Origin of the sequence: Devosia sp. A16, from assembly GCF_001402915.1 — a bacterium.
In the GTDB taxonomy this organism is placed as follows: domain Bacteria; phylum Pseudomonadota; class Alphaproteobacteria; order Rhizobiales; family Devosiaceae; genus Devosia_A.
Window position 1 is genome coordinate 262,789 of sequence record NZ_CP012945.1, and the last position, 19,363, is coordinate 282,151.

The 19,363-nt window shown below is 66.3% G+C and carries 24 protein-coding genes; 16 read left to right on the forward strand and 8 right to left on the reverse strand.

All coding sequences use genetic code 11. From position 1 onward, the window contains the following. Positions 1-14: 14 nt before the first annotated feature. From pip to APS40_RS01240, 4 genes are all read right to left on the reverse strand, one after another. Positions 15-944, reverse strand: a complete 930-nt coding sequence (pip, locus tag APS40_RS01230) for a prolyl aminopeptidase (RefSeq protein ID WP_197279496.1) — start codon at positions 942-944, stop codon at positions 15-17. Positions 945-982: 38 nt separating this feature from the next. Next, entirely contained in the window at positions 983-2,185 is a 1,203-nt protein-coding gene (locus APS40_RS01235; protein WP_055045330.1) for a pyridoxal phosphate-dependent aminotransferase, read from the reverse strand. A 99-nt stretch (positions 2,186-2,284) separates the two neighbouring features. After that, on the reverse strand, positions 2,285-2,443 hold the full coding sequence (locus APS40_RS24695) for a hypothetical protein (protein ID WP_156342777.1): 159 nt from the start codon (positions 2,441-2,443) through the stop codon (positions 2,285-2,287). Between the two features lie 95 nt (positions 2,444-2,538). After that, on the reverse strand, positions 2,539-2,970 hold the full coding sequence (locus tag APS40_RS01240; protein ID WP_055045331.1) for a DUF4864 domain-containing protein: 432 nt from the start codon (positions 2,968-2,970) through the stop codon (positions 2,539-2,541). Between the two features lie 219 nt (positions 2,971-3,189). Between APS40_RS01240 and APS40_RS01245 the strand changes: the two genes are divergently transcribed. The 3 genes from APS40_RS01245 (at position 3,190) to APS40_RS01255 (ending at position 6,277) form a co-directional block, all read left to right on the forward strand. After that, positions 3,190-3,471, forward strand: coding sequence for a hypothetical protein (locus tag APS40_RS01245; RefSeq protein ID WP_055045332.1), 282 nt, complete (start codon positions 3,190-3,192; stop codon positions 3,469-3,471). A gap of 169 nt (positions 3,472-3,640) precedes the next feature. After that, entirely contained in the window at positions 3,641-5,533 is a 1,893-nt protein-coding gene (locus APS40_RS01250; RefSeq protein ID WP_055045333.1) for a hypothetical protein, read from the forward strand. A 315-nt stretch (positions 5,534-5,848) separates the two neighbouring features. Continuing rightward, the gene (locus tag APS40_RS01255; protein WP_055045334.1) at positions 5,849-6,277 is read left to right on the forward strand and encodes a CBS domain-containing protein; all 429 of its coding nucleotides are present in this window, start codon (positions 5,849-5,851) and stop codon (positions 6,275-6,277) included. A gap of 115 nt (positions 6,278-6,392) precedes the next feature. Here the strand turns inward: APS40_RS01255 and APS40_RS01260 are convergent, their stop codons facing one another. After that, positions 6,393-7,124, reverse strand: coding sequence for an outer membrane protein (locus APS40_RS01260; RefSeq protein ID WP_082434118.1), 732 nt, complete (start codon positions 7,122-7,124; stop codon positions 6,393-6,395). 314 nt (positions 7,125-7,438) lie between these two features. Between APS40_RS01260 and APS40_RS01265 the strand changes: the two genes are divergently transcribed. After that, positions 7,439-8,011 carry a Spy/CpxP family protein refolding chaperone gene (locus APS40_RS01265; protein WP_055045336.1) on the forward strand — a complete coding sequence of 191 codons (573 nt, stop codon included), beginning with the start codon at positions 7,439-7,441 and terminating at the stop codon, positions 8,009-8,011. 297 nt (positions 8,012-8,308) lie between these two features. After that, complete coding sequence (locus APS40_RS01270; RefSeq protein ID WP_197279407.1) at positions 8,309-9,541, forward strand: aminotransferase class V-fold PLP-dependent enzyme; 1,233 nt, start codon at positions 8,309-8,311, stop codon at positions 9,539-9,541. A 54-nt stretch (positions 9,542-9,595) separates the two neighbouring features. On the opposite strand, the gene APS40_RS01275 is transcribed toward APS40_RS01270, so the two are convergent. Further along, positions 9,596-10,309, reverse strand: coding sequence for a DNA helicase (locus tag APS40_RS01275; protein WP_055045337.1), 714 nt, complete (start codon positions 10,307-10,309; stop codon positions 9,596-9,598). A 180-nt stretch (positions 10,310-10,489) separates the two neighbouring features. Then, on the reverse strand, positions 10,490-10,843 hold the full coding sequence (locus APS40_RS01280; RefSeq protein WP_055049503.1) for a nuclear transport factor 2 family protein: 354 nt from the start codon (positions 10,841-10,843) through the stop codon (positions 10,490-10,492). Between the two features lie 162 nt (positions 10,844-11,005). Here APS40_RS01280 and APS40_RS01285 point away from each other — a divergent pair, with 162 nt between their 5' ends. Then, on the forward strand, positions 11,006-11,905 hold the full coding sequence (locus APS40_RS01285) for a DMT family transporter (RefSeq protein WP_055045338.1): 900 nt from the start codon (positions 11,006-11,008) through the stop codon (positions 11,903-11,905). A gap of 3 nt (positions 11,906-11,908) precedes the next feature. Here APS40_RS01285 and APS40_RS01290 read toward each other — a convergent pair whose 3' ends face one another. Beyond that, a complete protein-coding gene (locus APS40_RS01290; protein ID WP_055045339.1) occupies positions 11,909-12,304 on the reverse strand; it encodes a DUF2147 domain-containing protein in 396 nt (131 codons plus the stop codon). Positions 12,305-12,634: 330 nt separating this feature from the next. On the opposite strand from APS40_RS01290, the gene APS40_RS01295 reads away from it, so the two are divergent. The 10 genes from APS40_RS01295 (at position 12,635) to uppS (ending at position 19,330) form a co-directional block, all read left to right on the forward strand. Further along, the gene (locus tag APS40_RS01295; protein ID WP_055045340.1) at positions 12,635-13,234 is read left to right on the forward strand and encodes a thymidine kinase; all 600 of its coding nucleotides are present in this window, start codon (positions 12,635-12,637) and stop codon (positions 13,232-13,234) included. Next, positions 13,231-13,623 (forward strand): acyl-CoA thioesterase, encoded by a 393-nt coding sequence (locus APS40_RS01300; RefSeq protein WP_055045341.1) that lies wholly within the window; start codon positions 13,231-13,233, stop codon positions 13,621-13,623. Before APS40_RS01295 ends, APS40_RS01300 begins: the two co-directional genes overlap by 4 nt. A gap of 368 nt (positions 13,624-13,991) precedes the next feature. Next, the gene (locus tag APS40_RS01305) at positions 13,992-14,561 is read left to right on the forward strand and encodes a peptidase inhibitor family I36 protein (protein ID WP_055045342.1); all 570 of its coding nucleotides are present in this window, start codon (positions 13,992-13,994) and stop codon (positions 14,559-14,561) included. A gap of 193 nt (positions 14,562-14,754) precedes the next feature. Beyond that, a complete protein-coding gene (locus tag APS40_RS01310) occupies positions 14,755-15,417 on the forward strand; it encodes a peptidase inhibitor family I36 protein (protein ID WP_055045343.1) in 663 nt (220 codons plus the stop codon). A 426-nt stretch (positions 15,418-15,843) separates the two neighbouring features. Further along, positions 15,844-16,194 carry an ArsR/SmtB family transcription factor gene (locus APS40_RS01315; RefSeq protein WP_055045344.1) on the forward strand — a complete coding sequence of 117 codons (351 nt, stop codon included), beginning with the start codon at positions 15,844-15,846 and terminating at the stop codon, positions 16,192-16,194. Beyond that, positions 16,178-16,696, forward strand: coding sequence for an SRPBCC family protein (locus tag APS40_RS01320; RefSeq protein WP_055045345.1), 519 nt, complete (start codon positions 16,178-16,180; stop codon positions 16,694-16,696). The genes APS40_RS01315 and APS40_RS01320 overlap by 17 nt, the downstream gene beginning before the upstream one ends. A 183-nt stretch (positions 16,697-16,879) precedes the next feature. After that, entirely contained in the window at positions 16,880-17,344 is a 465-nt protein-coding gene (gene arfB, locus APS40_RS01325) for an alternative ribosome rescue aminoacyl-tRNA hydrolase ArfB (RefSeq protein WP_442855834.1), read from the forward strand. Positions 17,345-17,459: 115 nt separating this feature from the next. Beyond that, positions 17,460-18,068 carry a hypothetical protein gene (locus APS40_RS01330; RefSeq protein WP_055045346.1) on the forward strand — a complete coding sequence of 203 codons (609 nt, stop codon included), beginning with the start codon at positions 17,460-17,462 and terminating at the stop codon, positions 18,066-18,068. Next, the gene (locus APS40_RS01335; protein WP_055045347.1) at positions 18,058-18,420 is read left to right on the forward strand and encodes a transcriptional regulator; all 363 of its coding nucleotides are present in this window, start codon (positions 18,058-18,060) and stop codon (positions 18,418-18,420) included. The genes APS40_RS01330 and APS40_RS01335 overlap by 11 nt, the downstream gene beginning before the upstream one ends. A 220-nt stretch (positions 18,421-18,640) precedes the next feature. Then, complete coding sequence (gene uppS / locus APS40_RS01340; protein ID WP_055045348.1) at positions 18,641-19,330, forward strand: polyprenyl diphosphate synthase; 690 nt, start codon at positions 18,641-18,643, stop codon at positions 19,328-19,330. The last annotated feature ends 33 nt before the right edge of the window (positions 19,331-19,363 follow it).

The window sequence follows — 19,363 nt, forward strand, 5'->3', positions numbered from 1 at the left end:
GCCGTCGGCACTTCTCACTCAATGGTCCGTGGTAAGCCAGCAAACCCATCCAGCGCCGCGGTGATCGCCTCGGGCATGCCGGCATCGCCGGCCGAGTGCCCTGCCCCATCGACCACCACCAGTTTCACCTCGGGCCAGGCGCGCGCCAGCTCCCATGCCGTGAGCAGCGGCCCCTGCAGGTCGAGCCGCCCCTGCACCAGCACGCCCGGAATCCCTCGCAAGCGATGGGCATTGGCCAGCAGCTGGCCCTCTTCCAGCCACGCTGCATGGCGGAAGAAATGCGTAACGATCCGGCTACGCGCCAGCAGCTGTCTGGAATCCTTGCCGTCCGAAGGTCGGCCGACCTGCGCGACCGCCGAGGCCGAAGCATTGTCCCAATCGTGAAAATCCCGCGCCGCCTTGTCGCGCACGGCGGCATCTGCATCGAACAGCAGTTCGTTGTAGGCGGCGACCAGCCCCTCCTCGGGAGTGCCTTGAGGCGCGCCGGCGACGAACCGCTCCCATTCCTCGGGATAGAGCGGCGCCAGGCCGCGATAGAGCCAGTCGATCTCGCGCTGCCGCGTCGTCGTCACCCCGCCGAACCCCATGGCCGCAACATGCCCCGGATGCGCCTCGGCATAGGCGAGCCCCAGCGTCGCGCCCCACGAGCCGCCATAGATCACCCATCTGTCGACGCCGAAATGCGTCCGCAGCCGTTCGATGTCGGCGATCAGATGCGCCGTGGTGATCACCGAGAAGTCGACGCCCTCGTCCGAAGCGTGCGGCGTGCTCCTGCCGCAACCGCGCTGGTCGAAGCCGATGATCCGGTAGCGCTGCGGATCGAAGAACCGCCGCGTCGAAGCCGAAAATCCCGAGCCCGGCCCCCCATGCAGGATTAGCGCCGGCACCCCCTGCGGATTGCCCGCCTCTTCCCACCAGATCTGGTTGCCGTCGCCGACCGCCAGTCAGCCGCTCGCGAACGACTCGGTGACCGGATGGGGCATCAGCTGACCTTGGCGCAGAAATCCTGAATGCGACGCACCGCGTCTTCGAGCTGCGCGTTCGATGCCGCGTAGCTGAGGCGCATGTGTCCGGAAAGGCCGAACGCCGTGCCGTGCACCAGCGCCACGCCGGTTTCTTCGAGCAGGGCCAGGACGAAGGCCGCGTCGTCCGTGAGCGCCCTGCCGCCGCCCGAGGTCTTGCCGAGCAGGCGCTTGACCGATGGGAAGACGTAGAAGGCGCCCTCCGGCGTCAGGCAATCGAGCCCGGTATTGGCGTTGAGCCCGGCAACCACCAGATCGCGCCGCGCCTGGAATATGTCGCGCCAGCCCTTGAGGAACTCCTGCGGTCCGTTCAGCGCCTCGACCGCCGCCCATTGCGAGATCGAGGAGGGGTTGGTGGTTGATTGGCTCTGCAGCTTGTTCATCGCGCCGAGCAGCGGGCGTGGCCCGGTGCAGTAGCCGATGCGCCAGCCGGTCATCGCATGCGACTTGGACACGCCGTTCATGGTCAGCGTCCGTTCCATGAGCCTGGGCTCGACCCCGGCAATGGTCGCGAACGTGCCGCCGTCATAGACCAGCACCTCGTAGATATCGTCGGTGAGGATGTGGACATGCGGGTGACGGAGCAGCACGTCGGCCAGCCCGCGCAGCTCGTCGCGCGTATAGGCGGCGCCGGTGGGGTTCGACGGCGTATTGAGGATCAGCCACTTGGTCCTCGGCGTAATCGCCGCTTCGAGAACCTCCGGCTTCAGCTTGAAGCCGGTCGAGGCATCGGCCACCGCGAAGACCGGATCGGCGTCGCAGAGCCGGACGATCTCGGGATAACTCACCCAATAGGGCACCGGGATCACCACCTCGTCGCCGGGGTTCAGCGTCGCCATCAGCGCGTTGAAGATGATCTGCTTGCCGCCCGATGAGACGAAGCAATCGGCCGCCGTGACGTCGAGGCCGTTGTCGCGCCTGAACTTCTGGGCCACCGCCTCCTTGAGTTCGGGAATGCCATCCACCGCGGTGTAGCGGGTCTTGCCCGAATTGATGGCGCGGATCGCCGCCTCGCGCACATGCTCGGGCGTATCGAAATCCGGCTCGCCCGCGGCCAGCGAGATCACGTCCTGGCCCTGCCGCTTCATCTCGACGGCTTTGGAATTGATCGCCACCGTGGCGGACGGCTGGATGCGGCTGAGGGCGTCGGACAGGAAGGCCAAGGTCATCTCCCGGAAAAATGGCGGGAAAGCTCTACGGCGTCAGCCTCGCGCGCACAACCGGGTCATTGGTCGCCCCCGTAGGCAAGCAGCGTCGGACACTCAGACCGGACGCGCCGGGACCACAGCGCCCGTCGGCAGTACGATCGGCTTGCCGTCAGCCCGCACGGTGCTCGTTCCGCTCCCCCTCGCCGGTTCGCCGTCGGGCATCAGGCTGACGAGAATGGCTGCGAGAACGGCGGAGAGGACGAAGACCTTCAAGAGAACACCTGGATCACACGCTTGACGATGCCAGTTATGCGGTCACGGCCTTGAACCCGGGCTGATGCCCCCGTTCATCCTCGGCTCAGCAAGGCTCAGATGCCGACCCCGGCGTGTCTTGCGAGTTGCACCCCCTGCGCCCGCCAGCCATTGGCCTCCTCGGCCAGCATGTAGATCGCCTCGTAGAGCCCCTGGTCGTTGCCCAGCAGCTTCACTTCCTGCACCACGGTCTTGTCGCCAAGCTTCTCGAACCTGCCAAAGCTGTGCGAGCGCGACTCCATGATCGGTGCATAGCCCGATCCGACAATGGCGTCGAAGAACGCCTCGGCGCTGGGAAAGCCGGTGTGGAAGGCGGCCGAAGCCCACTGGAAGGCGCCTGGCGCGTCCTTGGCGCGGAACGCCGCGATCTGGCTGTCAATCACGCTCTGCCACGGCTCGGCCACGCCGGACGGGCTCGCCGGTTCCTCCGCTACAACTGCGCCGCCAAGCAGCGTCAGGGCCATCAGCAGGCCGATGGCCCACGCCATTGTCTCACTCGCCAGTCGCCGCATCGTCGACTCCCACCTTCCCGCCAGGCCACGGTCACACGATTGCCTTCAAATCGTACCGGCTTGACCGCTTTAGCAACGAAACATCCGCGCATTCGGTGGGCCTTATCACCGCGTTGTGAACTGAGTCAGCGAGTCCTCATGTCTCCCACCAAGCTCCCCCAGTCGAAGCGACCGTCCTGGCGGTTGCCCCGACCGTTGTTTCGCAACGCCCTGAGCGCGGCCACCGCCATATCGTTCTCGCTCACCTTTGTCGTAGCAGGCATTGCACTGCTGCTCGGGATCATCCCGCCCCGCGCCATCATCGGTGGCGGCGACGTGGACACCGCTGTCGTCCTGCTGTTCGTGCCGCTCTGCGCCCTCATCCTCGCCATCCTCGTGGAGGTGGTTCGTTCCATCCTGCGGGAGGGGCTGCAAAGCCCCAAGGCACGCGAATCCAATCCTCTGTCCGGCTGGAAGCCCGGCCACGGCGAAGGCTGACCGGCACATTTTCGGCGCGTTTTCGCGTTGCCCCGTTCATCTTCCCGTTAGCTAGGATAGTCTAGAAGCCGGTAACGCTCGCTTCGGGCCGCCCCGCGCCGTATCCCCTGCTCCACCCAAGGCGAGCATGGGCTGCGGCGTCTCATGATTTTCGACTGAGGAAACCGACATGACCCGCACCGCCTTTGCCCCGCTCGGCCGCCGCCTGCGTCCGATGCGCGCCTTCCTGCTCGGCACCGTGTTCGCCGGCATCGCCGTCACCGGCGCGTCTGCCGAAACCCTCAGCGTCACCGGCATCACCCAGGGCGCCGCTGACGGCCCCTATGAACTCTCGGTCCCCAGTGTCGAAGTGGTCGACGGCAACCTCAATGAGGGCGCGGTGCGCGGGCTGTTCACCGGCACCCCGGGCGCATTCGATGCGCTGGCCACCCTCAATGCCAAATCGGTCACCATCCCCGAGATCAAGGTCAGCTACCCGAGCTATGTCGAAGGCGCCGGCCCATCGGTGATCACCTATCGCGACGTCACCCTGACCGACGTCGCCAACGGCGTTGCCGCCGCCGCCCATGTCGGCAGTGCCGATTTCAGCGGTGCCGAGGACGTTACCGGCAGCTTCGGCGAAATGTCGGTCGGCCGTTTCGATCTGGGAGCGCTGCTCGGCTTCTATGGCCTGAGCGCTGCCCCGGCCGCTGGCACCGAGATGAAGGAGGTCTATGCCGACTTCAAGTTCTCCGGCGGTTCGCTGAAAGGCGGCGACGCCTTCAGCTGCACGTTCGGCACCGGCGAGCTGGGCGGCTTCAGCGCCCGGCCGCTGAAGCAGAACTTCACCGAGATCAACAATCTCGTCATGGAGGCCGAAGCCGCCCAGAAGGCCGGCACCGAGGTTGCGCCCGAGACGGTCGACAAGCTGGTCCGCTTCTACGCCGACATGTTCACCGCCTTCTCCTCGACCCCGATGACCTTCACCGGCTTCGACTGCTCCGGCAAGGACGAGAAGGGCAACCCGCTCACCGTGGCCTCGGGCCCGATCACCGTCGGCGGCTTCGAACCGGCAGTCTATCCGGCCATTTCGCTCGATGACTTCGACATGACAGTCGAGAATGACGGCTTCCTGAAGTTCGGCAACTTCACCTGGAAGAAGATGGATTTCACCGCAGCCGTGGCGGCGATCGAAGCCGCGACCAAGCTCGATGAAGCCTACTTCACCGCCAATTGGCGCAAGCTGGTCCCGGCGCTCGACGGCATGAGCCTCGCCGACCTCTCGATCGACGTGCCCGATCCCGAAGCCTCCGGCAAGCGCATTACCGGCACGCTCGGTGCCTTCGACGCCACGCTCGGCAACTACGTCAACGGGATCCCGGCCAGCATCGGGCTGAGTCTCTCCAATTTCATCCTGCCGATCACCGCCGAGATGACCGACCTGCCGGTGGCGGATCTGCTCGCCCGCGGCGTCGACAAGCTCGACATCTCGCTCGGCACCAAACTCGCCTGGGACCAGGCCTCGTCGACCATCAAGGTGGACGATGTGCTGATCGATATGGGCGCCCTCGGCCGCATCAACCTCTCGGGTACGTTCGGCAACGCTACAGAGGCGCTGTTCGCCGACAATACCGACGAGGCCACGATGGCGGCCATGCTGCTCACCCTGCAGGACGTGACCATCGAGGTCGAGGACCGCGGCATCGGTTCGCTCGCCTTCGCCGCCGGCGCCAAGGAAGCCGGCCAGTCCGAGGCGTCGTTCCGCACCGCCGTTGCCGGCATGGCCCAGGGCATGACCCTCGCCTTCCTCGGCAACACCAGCGAGGCACTCACCGCCGCCCAGCAGCTCGGCACCTTCCTCAATGGCGCGTCGCACCTTAAGCTGACCATCACCAGCAAGGACGCAGCCGGCATCGGCCTCGCGGACCTCGCTGCCGCCGAGACCAACCCGGCGGCGCTGGCCGGCAAGCTCAACGTCGTCGCCGAAGCCAGCGGCGAGCCGGTCGAACTTCCGGTGCTCGACGCCCCGGTCCCGTCGACCCAGGACGAAAAGCGCGACCTCAAGGCCCCGGCCGCGCAGTAGCACCGGTCTGTCCGCCGCCACCGGCCGACACCTCCCCCCGTGTGGGGGAGGCTGGGAGGGGGGCGGCCACAAACACCGAGCGTGGCTGTCACCCGCCATCGCGCCTGTAGCCCCACCCCCTCGGAGCTGCGCTAGGTCGCTTCGCTCCCAAGCTTCGCTTGCCTCCCCCATCAAGGGGGAGGTGTTGGGCCTGCGGATCTGGCTGAATGGTGCCTCGCCCCTCCCCCAAAGCGCCGCGGTAACGGTTGGCCCACTCAGACTCTTGTCCCCTCTTCCCCTTTGGCGCACTATGGCCATCTGAGAGGAGGACTGACGATGCAAGTCGAGACTATCCTTCAATCCAAGGGCTACACCGTCCACACGGTGGAAGCCGGCGCGCCGCTCTCTGAAGCGGTGCGGATCCTGAACAGCAAGAAGATCGGTGCCGTGGTCGTCGTCGACGCCAAGGGCAAGGTCGCGGGCATCCTCAGCGAGCGCGACGTCGTGCGTCATCTCGAACAGGACCCCGTTGCGATCCTGGCCGGCCCGGTCCGCAACGTCATGACCAGCAAGGTCATCACCTGCACCCCGGCCAGCACGGTGTCGGACCTCATGGAAACCATGACCCGCCACCGCATCCGCCACATCCCCATTGTCGAAGCCGGCAAGCTGACCGGCATCGTCTCGATCGGCGACGTGGTGAAGCGCAAGATCGAAGAGGCCGAACAGGAAGCCTTGGCGCTCAAGGAATATATCGCGTCGTAGCGCTCTCGCCGACTCGGCGACCACTCGAGACCCGCGCAGGCGATCGCCGTACCGTGGCGGCAGCAACAAAAAGGCCCCGGACGCATCCGGGGCCTTTGATTTCTCGAACGTCGGATCAGAACGAGTAGTTCAGGCCGACCTTGACGGTGTGCAGCTTGAAGGTCGCATCGGCGGTGTCGCCCTCGACGTCGACGAGCTCCTCGGTACCGAAGTCATAGTACTGGTACTCGGCCTTCACCGACCAGTTGTCGTCCAGCGCCAGCTCGGCGCCCAGACCGACCGTCCAACCGCCCTTCGCTCCCGAGAACGTTCCGGTGCTGTCCGGATCTTCATCCGACGAGCCATCGACGATGTCGCCGAAGGTCGTGTCGATCTGCGCTACGGCAAGGCCGCCCTTGAGATAGAACAGCGCGTTGTCCGCGGCGAAGCCGAGACGCGCCGTCACATCGGCATAGGCGCCGAAATCGACACGCCCGAAATTGTCCGGATCTTCCAGCACCGCATCATCGCCGCTGATCCCCAGCCAGCCCACCTGGCCCTCGATGCCCAGAACCACCGAGTCCATCTGCCAGTTCACGCCTGCCTGCAGCCCGGCGAGGAACCCGCTGGCATCGACGGCGAAGGCTTCTCCAGTGTCCTCGTCGAAGAATCCACCGCCCGGATCGGTGTCGGTCGCTTCGACAGTGCCCCAGCCATAGCCGATATGCGCACCGATATAGCCACCGGACCAATCGTGCCCGGCCGCTACGACCGGGACCGCAGCCGGCTCTTCAATAATCAGATCCGCCGCCATAGCAGAACTCGCTGCCATGAGGAGAGCCACAACACTTGCTGCCGTACGAAGCATTTTTTAGGGAACCCCCTGTGTCACATTGCCGGAATCGACAATGACACCGTTTCGCCGTACGTCAACTTTCCTTCCGATTTCGAACATAGTTTGACTGAAAAGTGTGACCGAGACGACGCAGTAATATGCCAGATCGTCTTGGCATCGACTGAAAAGCAACGATTTTTCGTCGTTCATCAACTTGGCGGCAAAGCGACCTCGCGAGGCGAGCCGCACCTTTCCAACCTTGCCACGATTTCACCTCGCCGCAACGCCCCGGCAAGCCGACGCAGGCCATCTTTCCCTCGTTGCCACCAAATCGATGGGAGACCCCGATGACCCCGACCCGCGCCACCATCCTCGCCGCCCTCGTAGCCGCCCTCGGCCTCACCGCCATGAGCCCGGTCTTCGCCGCCGGTCCCGAGCGTCCGCGCAGTGACAGCCGCACCCTCGAGTTTCGCCGCGATGCCGGCGGCGCTTTCCGCTTCGTCGATTTCTCCTGCAACAGCCGTGCGGCCGACCGGCTGGAGCGTCGCCTCGATCGCATGGCCGGCAAGCTGAAGCTGAGCAAGGACCAGGAAAAACTGTTCGAGGACTTCCGCACCTCGGCGCTGACCGCGCAGACCGATTTCGCCGACCGGTGCGACACCATCCGGCCCGGCACCGCCACCAACGACAGGCAGCGCCCCGACCTGATCCAGCGGCTTGAACAACGCCTGAAGTTCGATGAAGCGCGTGTCGCGGCGATGACCGAACTGCTGCCGCAGTTCAGGAGCTTCTACGAGAGCCTCACCGACAACCAGAAGCGCGAACTCGCGCCGCGCCGCCACATGCAGGGCAAAATGCTGCACCCCGGCCAGGCACGGCCCCATCACTCCGCCCCGGCGGCCCCCGGTTTGGACGGCTGATCCCAGTCCCCGCCGGTCCGCAGCCCCAACGCGACCGGTCGCGACGCCGTCCCAGAGAAGCCCCGGCGCCCCTCCCGCCGGGGCTTCGAACCGTCCCGAAGGGCAAATCGCTCCAGTGAAGCGATTGAGATGAGAAGGCCATGAGAGCTACGCTCGAATGGCATCGAAGGCGCCGCACGTACTGTCCCTTCGGCACACCACTCCGCCTCCCAGCATCGCCCCCTTATCCACACGCCGCATTGCCCCGGTCACATGGCTCCGCTAACCATCGGGCATCTGATCTCCCGAGCGCCATTCATGACCGCCCTGCCCCTCGACACCGACCTGATCCGCGCCGAGTTCCCGGCGTTCCGCGAGCCGAGCCTCGAGGGCTGGGCCTTCTTCGAGAATGCCGGCGGCTCCTATACCAGCCAGCAGGTGCTCGGCCGGCTCGACCACTTTTATCGCGCCACCAAGGTGCAGCCCTATGGCTTCTACCCGGCCTCGCGCGAGGCCGGCGCCGCCATGGACCTGGCGCACCGGCGTATGGCACAGGCGCTCAATGTCGGCATGGACTGGATACATTTCGGCCCCTCGACCTCGGGCAATACCTATACGCTCGGCAACGCCTTTGCCGGCTGGTTGAAGCCGGGCGACGCGGTGGTGGTCACCAACCAGGATCACGAGGCCAATGGCGGTGCCTGGCGCCGGCTGGCGGATCGCGGCATCGTCATTCGCGAGTGGCAGGTCGACCCGGTGACCGGCCATCTCGACCCGGCGGGGCTCGACCAGCTGCTCGATTCGAAGGTCCGCGCCGTCTGCTTTCCGCACGCCTCCAACATCGTGGGCGAGATCAACCCGGTGCACGAGATCGTCCAGAAGGCCAAAAGCTACGGCGCGGTCACCGTGGTCGATGGCGTCTCCTACGCTCCGCATGGCCTGCCCGACCTGCTCGAGCTGGGCTGCGACATCTACCTGTTCTCCGCCTACAAGGTGTACGGCCCGCACCAGGGGGTGATGGCAGTCCGCCCCTCGCTGGCGTCGGAATTGCCGAACCAGGGCCATTTCTTCAACGACACCCAGCCGCGCAAGCGCCTCGTCCCGGCCGGCCCCGACCACGCGCAGATCGCCGCCACCGCCGGCGTCGCCGACTATCTCGAACGGGTCGCCGAGCTCGCCGGCGATCGGGTCGAAGGCGCCAATGCCTTCCGCAAGGCGCATGCCGCCATGCGTCTGCAGGAGGAGATCCTGCTCGCGCCGCTGATGGAGTTCCTGCGCCAGAAGAACAATGTCCGGCTGATCGGCCCCACCGACCCGAGCAAGCGCGCACCAACCGTCTCGCTGGCGCTGGGCGAACTCGCCGTGGAGGCCGCCGATCGCCTGGCCCGCCGCAAAATCATGGCGTCGGGCGGCCATTTCTATGCCTACCGCCTGCTCGAGGCCCTCGGCCTCAACCCCGGCCACGGTGTGCTGCGCGTCTCGTTCACCCACTACACCTCGCCTGCCGAAGTGCAGCGCCTGATCGAGGCGCTGGATGCCGAGCTGAAATAGGCTCGCAGCAGGCCCGGTCACCGGGCCCACTGCTTCGCGGCAGGTGGCGGAAACCTACCGCGCCGCGTTGAGGCTGAGCTCGCCGTTACTGAGGAACCAGCTCTTGCTGAACAGCGTGAGGTCGAGCGGGTTGGGCAGCCGAACGTCACCCAGGTCGGGATGCGGCTTGTCGGCCGGGTCGTACGAGCGGTCGATCTGCGAGATGAAGACGATCACCAGCCCGCGCGCTTCGGCGAACCCCTTCAGCGCCCGGACCTGTTCGGCCACCGGCGGGTTGTCGCGCCGCTGGTCCAGCAGTTGCAGATAGTCGACGACGATCACCGTGCCGCGCGATGCCTCGGCCATCTTCTCGATGATATAGGCGGCCGAGATGCGGTCCGAGCAATCGAAGCCGAAGCGATCGCCCAGTTCGGCCGGCTCCCGGCCGATCGCCCGCAACCGTTCCAGCACGTCCCTGTCGGTATATTCGAGCGTGAAGAACATGCCCCGGCCGCCGGCTTTCGCCGCTTCGGCGGCCAGCTCGAGCGCCAGCAGGGTCTTGCCCTGCCCGGGGCGGGCCCCGACCAGCACCAGTTCGCCGGGTTGCAGGCGTCCATAGAGCCTCGTCGCCGGAGAACTCTCGGCATAACGAGCGGCCAGCAGGCTCCACCCGGAAAATCCCTCTGCCGCCGCGACGCGATCGAGCGCTGCGCTCAGGGGAATCTTCTCCTCACGCGACAGCCGCCTGGCCTCACGCTTTAACTGATAGATCGGAACAGACAGTTTCATGCGAAAACCTCCTGGTTCGGGTCCAGCAGCAATCCCTCCTTTTGCCTTCGCCCGATCAGTCGGTTCGGTTTTCAGTCAGCCCTGTATGCGGTCTACTTTCCCGTCGGAGGGGGGAGGCGCGGGCCGCGCGCCGAACCCCGATGCTAGCCGATTCCTCCGCCACCCTCCATCGTCCCACTCTCAGACGGCGCCGTCGTAGCAGGCGACCGAGCGGCAGACCTTGCCGGCCGAGTCGAACTCGACCGTCTCGGCAACCAGTTGCCCGCGCTGGTTGCGGTAGAGGATGGTCAGGCACTGGTGACCGGACAGCACCGCTTCGAGCGTAAATCGCAGGTCCGGGATCGCCGCCAGCGCGGCGCTCCAGTACTCGCGCAGCGCCGCAATTCCATTGACCCGACCATCGCCCAGCCGTCTCGCCGCCACCGGCGACAGAAAGACGATATCGGCTGCGTAGTGATCCAGTATCCGTTCCAGGTCGCGCGCGTTCCACGCCTCGACCCACGCTTCGGCGAAACTCCGGCTCTCGATGCTCATGACCACTTCCTCCATGTGTCCCGCATATTATGTCAGCATTGCTGACATAACTCCAGTGCCATCCCACAATGTGTCCGGAGCGCCCCGCCCATCACGCGGGCTGATCGACGCCATTGCCAAAATCCGTTCGACGCCCCTCGCGGCTCCGGCTAAACAGCGCCGATGTCCCGCCCGTTCGCCGTCCTGCTGCTGCTCATCGCCACCGCCATCTGGGGTCTCGCCTTCGTCGCGCAGAAGGCGGCGATGGCGCATATGGGGCCGTTGACCTTCAGCGGCACGCGCTTCCTGCTGGGCGGCGTGGCGCTGCTGCCCTTCGCGCTCGTCGAGCTGCGACGCAAGGCGGTGCGCCCCAGCCAGTTCAGCCCGCGCCTCTGGCTGCAGATCGCCGTGCTGTGCACCGCGTTTTTCGCCGGCTCGATCCTGCAGCAATACGGTCTCGCCCAGACCAGCGTCACCAATTCCGGCTTCCTCACCGCACTTTACGTGCTGTTCGTGCCGCTGATCGCCTTCGCGGTGATCCGGGCGAAACCACACCCGATCATCTATCTGGGCGCGCCGCTGGCGCTGGTCGGCATTTTCTACCTCAATGGCGGACGGCTCGAGGCCTTCAACTTCGGCGACATGCTGGTGGTGACGAGCGCCCTGTTCTGGGGCGGCCACGTCTTCATGCTCGGCCTGCTGAGCCGCCAGACCGGCCTGCCGGTGGTGCTCTCGGCCATCACCTTCATCAGCGTCGGCCTTGTCTGCCTGGTGCTTGCCTTCGGCTTCGAGGTCCCCGATGTCGCCGACATCGCTGCCGGTTGGGTGCAGATCCTCTATGTCGGACTGATGTCGACTGCACTCGCCTTCACCCTGCAGGCGATCGCGCAGCAGCACGTGCCGGCGGCCAATGCGGCGATCGTACTCTCCGCCGAAAGCCTGTTCGCGGCGCTCGGCGGCGCGCTGCTACTGGGCGAGCGTCTGCCCGCCGTCGGCTATGCCGGCGCGGCGCTGATCTTTTTCGCCATCATCCTGGTGGAAGCGGTCCCGGCGCTGCGCCAGCGCCGGGGCGCAGCCGCATAGGGTCTACTGCACGCGGGTCAGGGTGATCTCGCGGCAGACCACGACATAGGCGCAGGCCTTGACGTTCATGGTGTTGGCACCCTTGAGCGTCAACGTCGCGTCTCCGGTCTGGCCGAACAGGGTGAGCTTGCCCTTCCAGCGCCCTGCTCCACTCGGCTTCGCCTTATCGATCAGGTAGGTGTCGAGATAGGGCCGGTTCTTGTCGGTATCCATCTTGCCGCGCAGCGCCACGACCTTGATGCAGAGCTGGGCATTGTCTTTGCCGCACATGCTCATCTCGTAGTCGGAGTTCTGGTCCGGCCGCCACATGCCGGTCACATCGACGCCCTGCGCCAGGCTCGGCGCGGCCATCGCCGCCGTCATCGCCAAACCCAATCCAGCCTTCCAGAAGGTCTTCATTAGCCTCTCCAGCAGCCCTGCCCGCAGCACTCCGCTACGGCGCGATAATGTCGCCAATATGAAACCGGTCGTCATCTGCTTGTCACGTGTCCTCAATAGCTTGCGGGTGTTCCGGGGCGCTATCCCCATTGCCCCCGGCCTAGACCCGGCTGCACCCGCCAGTATGGCAGCCGGACGCCTGTTATGAGCAGGGCATCGCCGACAACACGAATGTCCTGCGCCGAGCCCCAATCGGCATTCTGATCGGCCGCCCCCGCCAGGCGGCCGATTTTTTGTTGAGAGCAGCCGATTGATCTCGCCGCCGCTCTCCGCCTGCGGCATGAACGGCGCATGGCCAAGCTCTACTTCTCCTATTCGGCGATGAACGCCGGCAAGTCGACCCTGCTGCTGCAGGCCTCGTACAACTATGTCGAGCGCGGCATGCGCACCCTGCTGTTCACCTCCTCGCTCTATGCCGAGGGCGATGTCGGCCGCATCACCTCTCGGCTCGGCATCTCCGCCGATGCCGAGATGTTCGACGGCGAGGACGACCTGTTCCAGCGCGTCAACGATCACATCCAGGAATCCAAGGTCGATTGCGTCTTCGTCGACGAGGCGCAGTTCCTCACCGCCGACCAGGTGTGGCAGCTCGCCCGCGTCGCCGACCGGCTCGACGTGCCGGTAATGTGCTATGGCCTGAGGACCGATTTCCAGGGCAAGCTCTTCCCGGGCTCGTCCGAGCTGCTGGCCGTGGCCGACGAGTTGCGCGAAGTGCGCACCATCTGCTTCTGCGGCCGCAAGGCCACCATGGTGGTGCGCCGCGACACCGAAGGCGGCGCCCTCACCGAGGGCAACCAGGTATCGATCGAGAAATCGGTCTATGTCTCGCTCTGCCGCCGTCACTGGGAAGAAGAGATCGGCCGCTGGCCGCCGAAAGGACCTCGCGCATGACCACCGAAACCTCCAGCGCCGAGCCCAAAGGCGCCCTCACCATTCGCACGCTCGCCATGCCGGCCGACACCAATCCGGCGGGCGACATCTTTGGCGGCTGGGTGCTGAGCCAGATGGATATTGCCGGCTCGATCTGCGCGGTCGAGCGCGTGCTGGGCCGCGTCGCCACCGTCGCCGTCGAGGCGATGACGTTCATCGCTCCGGTCAAGGTCGGCGACGTGCTGTGCGTCTACACCTCGATCGAGCGGGTCGGGAACACCTCGATCACCATTGCCATGGAGGCCTGGGCCCGCCGCAATCGCCTCGCCGATCGGGTGAAGGTCACCGAGGGCCGCTTCGTCTACGTGGCGCTCGACGAGCATGGGCAAAAGCGCATCATACCGCGCTGAATCCCCTCGCCCGGCTGAGCGATCGGTTCAGCCGCCGTTCAGGCCGGCAGGCGCATCTGTCTGCTCCATCACGTCCCGGGCTGGGTGGCCTCTTCCCGGGACGTCGGGGAGGCGCTGCGCGAAACCTCGCGCGGCGCCTTTCGCCGTTTTGGCGCCACACGCTCGATGCCCACCTCCCCCTCGACGGGGGACGCAAGCGGACCTTGGGAGCGTCAGCGACCTGGCGTAGCTCGGTGGGGTGCGAGCGCGGCTCGATGCCTCGGCCGGACCGCGCTGAGAACTTTCCCCACCCTGTTGCCGCGACGCCCTTCCAACCGTCATGCACCGGCGCTAGGCTCCGATCGATTACCTGGTACGGGGCATTTTCGATGAAGCAGTTGCTTGCCTGCCTGTCTGCACTGGCGATGCTCGCCTTTGGGGCCGTCGCCGCCACCGCGGCTCCGGTGGGAACGCCGGCCTGGTCGGTGCATCCCCTGGTGCTCTACGAAGGGCCGGGCAAGGCCTATGACGTCACCGGCGAAATCGACGCCGCGGTGCGCATCTATGTCGACCGCTGCTCCAAGCAATGGTGCCACGTCCGCAGCGGCCGCCAGGCCGGCTGGGCCAAGCTCTACGATATCGCCTTCGGCAAGGTGCTCCGCCATCCCTGGCAGCTCGCCCCCATCCCCTACAAGTGGGGCGGCCCCGGCATGGTCTGCCTGTACGAAGGCCACAACTTCACCGGCGGCTCGTTCTGCGCCAAGGCCGGCGCCAGCGTGCGCGATTTCCTGCTGCTCGACGCCGACAACCGCTATTCGTCGGTGCGCATCGAAGGCAACGTCTCGGTCGACCTGTGCCGCGATCGCGACTTCCACAGCTATTGCGAGCGCGTCAACGACAGCCAGCGGGCACTCAACGGCTTTCTCGACAACAATGTGAGCTCGATGCGGGTCTATTGACCGCCGCGCGGTCGTCGCACGTACACCGACCATTCATCATAGCTCAACTGCGCACGCCGCCCTCACCGGGCGGCGTTGCATTTTCAGCATAATCGAAACGGCCGCATGGAACTGCATTGCAGCGCAGCCGTTTCGGCTCTGCGGCGAAAACCGACCCGAAAAAACCCGTAGCGTCACAAAGAGAGGATTTCCCATGAACCCCATCAAACTGGCTGGAGCCGCCGCCGTCCTGGTCGGCTCGCTGTTCGTGGCCAATGCGGCCAGCGCGGCGGTAGCCACCAGCACGGTCAATGTCCGCGCCGCGCCGGTCAATGGCGCCGTCGTCGACGTGCTCCGCGCCGGCCAGGAGGTCGAGATCGACCGCTGCACCGGCGGCTGGTGCTACGTAATCAAGCCCGGTCCGGATGGCTGGGTTTCGGCCAACTATCTTTCCGACGACGATTCCGGCGACGTCGACACCCGCGTCATCGTTCCCGACCGGCCCGGTCCGGTGCGCCCCACTCCCGGCCGTCCCGACGTCGACGTGAGCATCGGCTTCAACGTCCCCGGCTTCAGCTTCCAGATCGGTTCGGGCGGCTTCGACATCCGGCCCGGTCGTCCGGGCGGCAACCGCGATCGCGTCTGCTTCTACGAGGACACCAACTTCCGCGGCGACAGCTTCTGCGCCCGTCCGGGTGAGCGCCTGGCCCGCCTCGGCCGCTGGGACGATACGATCCGCTCGATCGAAGTGCGCGGCGATGCACAGGCCCTGGTCTGCGAGCGCGCCAACTTCAACGGCCGCTGCATCGTGATCTCGCGCAGCGTCGGAAACCTGCGCGGCGCCAACGACAACATCAGCTCGATCCGCGTCCGCTAACCGGACCGGTCGAACTTCCGAACGCCGCCTCGGGACATCCCGGGGCGGCGTTTGGTTTATGAACGGTTTCTGCAACCGGCATTCAGCCGCTTGTCAGCCGCACTGTGCTCCACTGTCACCACGCTGCGGAAGCAGCACTGAGGGGGCGTTCTCAGGTCATTTCACCCATCGAGCTGCGACGCTCGATACCGCGTGAGGCGGGGCGCCTCCCCTCCCTCACCACGCGGACCCGGCCCGCCGCAACTCGAGCCGGGTCCGCGACCCGCCCTGCCCCGCTCGGGCACCCAAAATCGCAACATCTCGGTTACAGCTCCGTGAGGGGTTACCCGGCGCGCGCTCTCCGCCGCATCAGCCGGCTCCCGGCGCTTGACAGCCTGGCGATCGACGCCTAATCAACATATGTGTTGATCAACATGGATGTTGAATATGCAGACCGCCGACCCCCTCAGCGCCACGCTCTCGGCCCTGGCCGATCCGACGCGCCGCGCCCTGCTGGCCCGGCTCAGCGAAGGCGAGGCGACGGTCAACGAACTGGCCGAACCCTTCGACATCACCCTGCAGGCGGTCTCGCGCCACCTCAAGGTGCTCGAGGCGGCCGGACTGATCAGCCGCGGCCGTGAGGCGCAGTGGCGCCCCTGCCGGCTCGAAACCGCGCCGCTGCAGCAGGTCGATGGCTGGCTGGCCCGTTACCGCGTGTTCTGGGAGGGCAGCTTCGACAAGATGGGCGCCTATCTCGCCGAAATCACCAAAGGGGACGACAATGGCCGCAAGAACTGATGGCCGCCTTCAGCCGGGTCCCGACCCGCTGAAGCTGCGCGACGACGAGCTGTTCATCACCCGCAGCTTCGATGCGCCGCTCGCCATCGTCTGGCGCATGTGGCAGGACCCCGAGCACATGATCCGCTGGTGGGGCCCCGAAGGTTTCACCGTCACCGACCTCAGCTCGGACTTCCGCCCCGGCGGCGCCTGGCGGGTCGGCATGACCTCCGCGACATATCCCAAGAGCTGGTCGAGTGGGAGCTACCTCGAGATCGAACCGCACAAGCGCATCGTCCTCAGCTTTGCCTGGGACGAGGGCGCCGGCGACACCCTGCCCACCACCATCACCGTGCAGTTCGAAGAGCGCGCCGGACGCACCACCCAGCATTTCCACCAGGCGCCGTTCAGCTCGGTCGCCTCGCGCGACAGCCATGTCGGCGGCTGGAACTCGCTGTTCAACAAGGAAGAGCAATACGCGGCGGCTTTGGCCAAGGGCGTGCAGTTGCCGCAGTTGACCTGACTCACATCAGCCTCCGGTGCATGTTGCCCCCGACCCCTGTCCCCTCCCCGCAACGGGGGAGGGAGCTCCTCACACAATCATCAAGGCGCAGCTAAGTCCTTGGTTTTCGCAAGCGATGGGGTCGCCGCAGCCTCCGGGCTCGCTTGCAGCGGAGGCCGGGGCTGGCCACTCGTTGCCTCCTTCGTGCTAGCCTCCGCCTGCAACTCACGGAGCCCTCTCATTCCCGACTCCCTCCATATCGGCGGCGCCGTGCATCTCCCTCTGTCGGAGATCTCGATCGACTATATCCGCAGCCCCGGCCCGGGCGGGCAGAACGTCAACAAGGTGTCGAGCGCCGCTCAGCTGCGCTTCGACCTGCTGGGATCCCCGTCGCTGCCCGAACCGGTCAAGCAGCGCGCCGCCGCCCTCGCCGGCAGCCGGCTGACCACCGAGGGCGTCATCGTCATCACCGCCAATCGCCTGCGCAGCCAGCCACTCAACCGCGACGATGCCATCGACCGCCTGGTCGCCATGCTGCGCGAAGCGCTGGTGCCGCCGAAACCGCGCCGCCCGACCCGCCCGACGCTCGGCTCCAAACAGCGCCGCCTCGACGGCAAGAGCCAGCGCGGCGCCACCAAGAAGCTCCGCAGTTCGAAAAACTGGGACTGACCGCCAACTCAAAGGTAACGCAGCAGTTACGCTTTCGGCGACCCGAACCCGGCCACAGACAAGCCGCAATTTGCAGTCCAATCTGGTTTGCATCACAAACCTGAGTCTGGGGCCTATGCCGGATCTCGATAAAGCCCTCGCCGACATCGTCGAAATCAAGTCGCGCCTCGCTCAGTCGAGCCAGTTCCTCGGGCTCGGTCCGGCTGCTCTCGCCGCCTCCGGCGTGCTGGCCTTCGCCGTCGCGGCGGTGCAGTCGGTGCTGCCGGGCGCCGCCGAGCCGATGGCCTATTTCACCGGCTGGGTGCTCACCGCCATCGTTGCCGTCGGCCTGATCGGCGCCGAGATGCTGCGGCGCGCCCATCGCCACCATGCCGGGCTGGCCGACCAGATGATCCGCGAGGCGGTGCTGAACTTCGTGCCGGCGGGTGTTGCCGGCGCGGCGCTGCTTGCCTTCTTCGCCCGCTTCGCGCCGGCACAGCTCTGGCTGGTTCCGGGGCTGTGGCTGATCCTCGTCAGCCTCGGCATCTTCGCCGCCGCCCGCTCCCTGCCCCGGGCCATCGCCCTGGCCGGCGCCTGGTACCTGCTCAGTGGCTTCACCGTGCTGCTGTCCGCCGACGGCGACCAAAGCCTCTCGCCCTGGCATATGGGCCTGCCCTTCGCCATCGGCCAGTTGCTCGTCGCGGCCATCGTCCATCGCGCCTCGGAGGCCCGCAATGTCCGCTGAGTCCGACGCCCCCTTCGCCTATGACGGGCTCGACCGCGTCATCCACGAAAAGGCCCGCCTCGGCATCCTCACCTCGCTGGCCGGCCGCCCCGACGGCCTCGCCTTCAACGATCTGCTGCGCCTTTGCGGCCTGACCCAGGGCAATCTCAGCCGCCACCTGGCTGTGCTGCAGGAAGCCGGCCTGATCGACATCCACAAGGGCTATACCGGTAACCGTCCGCTGACCGAAATCCGCCTCACCGCCGCCGGCCGCCAGCGCTTCCTCGACTATTTGTCGGTGCTGGAACGCGTGGTGCGCGATGCCTCGGCCCGGGCGGAGCAGGTTGGGCCGGGCAAGGCGCAGCCCGCGTGATGGTGCTGACTGCAGCAGACGACCCCCTCCCGGCCTCCCCCACGAGGGGGGAGGTGAAGAGTCGAGGCCCTGTCCTCCATCGTGCCAAGCGCACTGGCGGAACACCTCCCCCTTTATGGGGGAGGCCGGGAGGGGGCCGTCTCTCTCGGTTGACCACTTTTAACTCGTAACCAAAGACTGACCGATACCGACCGGCCGCATCACATTCTCGAGGTTTACAATGCAAACCACTCTTGATCACAAACTCCACGTCGCCATCATCATGGACGGCAACGGCCGCTGGGCCGGGGCCCGTGGCCTGCCGCGGCCGGCCGGTCACCAGGTCGGCGCGGACGCCGTCCGGGCCATTGTCCGCGCCGCCATCGCCCACGATATCGGCGCGCTGTCGCTCTATGCCTTCTCCACCTATAACTGGCGCCGTTCCGAGACCGAGGTGGCCGGGCTGATGGCGTTGCTCCGCCATTTCCTGCTGGTCGAAGCCCGCCAGTTGCGCGACGCCAATGTGCGCGTCTCCATTCTCGGCCGGCGCGACCGGCTGCCGCTCGGGCTGGTGAAGGCCATCGCTGCCGCCGAGCGCAGCACCGCCGCCTGCACCGGTCTGCACCTGCGCATCGCCATCGACTATTCCGCCCGCGACGCCATTCTCGCCGCTGCGGCGCGCGGCGCCTCCTCCGAGGCTATCGCCGCGGGGCTGGGCACCGAAGATGTGGATTTCCTCATCCGCACCGGCGGCGACCAGCGGTTGTCCGATTTCATGTTGTGGGAATGCGCCCAGGCCGAGCTCTATTTCACCTCGGTGAAGTGGCCCGATTTCGGCCCGGCGGAGTTCGATGCGGCGCTGGCGGATTATGGCACGCGGGTGCGCAGTTTCGGCGGCGTGCCAGAACCTATCAGGGCGATGGCCGGGTAGTGCTTCGTGAGAAAGGACCCACGGCCTCACCTC